Raw genomic sequence first — 260 nt, 5'->3', positions numbered from 1 at the left:
CCGAAAGCAGGAGGAAAGCAGTCATGACCCAACCCGTTCTGGACATCCAACAACTGCATTTGAGTTTCCCCGGTTTTAACGGTGATGTTCACGCGCTCAACAATGTGTCCTTGCAGATTAACCGCGGTGAAATTGTCGGTCTGGTGGGAGAATCCGGCTCAGGTAAATCAGTCACCGCAATGCTGATTATGCGTCTGCTACCGATGGGCAGTTATTGCGTACATCGGGGGCAGATTTCACTGTTGGGAGAAGATGTTCTT

At 50.4% G+C, this 260-nt stretch carries 1 protein-coding gene; it reads left to right on the top strand.

Features of this window, described 5'->3' with window-relative positions; translation table 11 throughout:
• Positions 1-23: 23 nt before the first annotated feature.
• The coding region (locus KI369_RS30005) for an ATP-binding cassette domain-containing protein (RefSeq protein WP_212959044.1) at positions 24-260 on the top strand (237 nt) is incomplete at its 3' end.

Source organism: Bacillus sanguinis, from assembly GCF_018332475.1.
Taxonomy (GTDB): Bacteria; Bacillota; Bacilli; order Bacillales; family Bacillaceae_G; genus Bacillus_A; species Bacillus_A sanguinis.
Note: the sequence above shows the minus strand (reverse complement) of the source record. Positions and strands in the feature narration are given on the sequence as shown.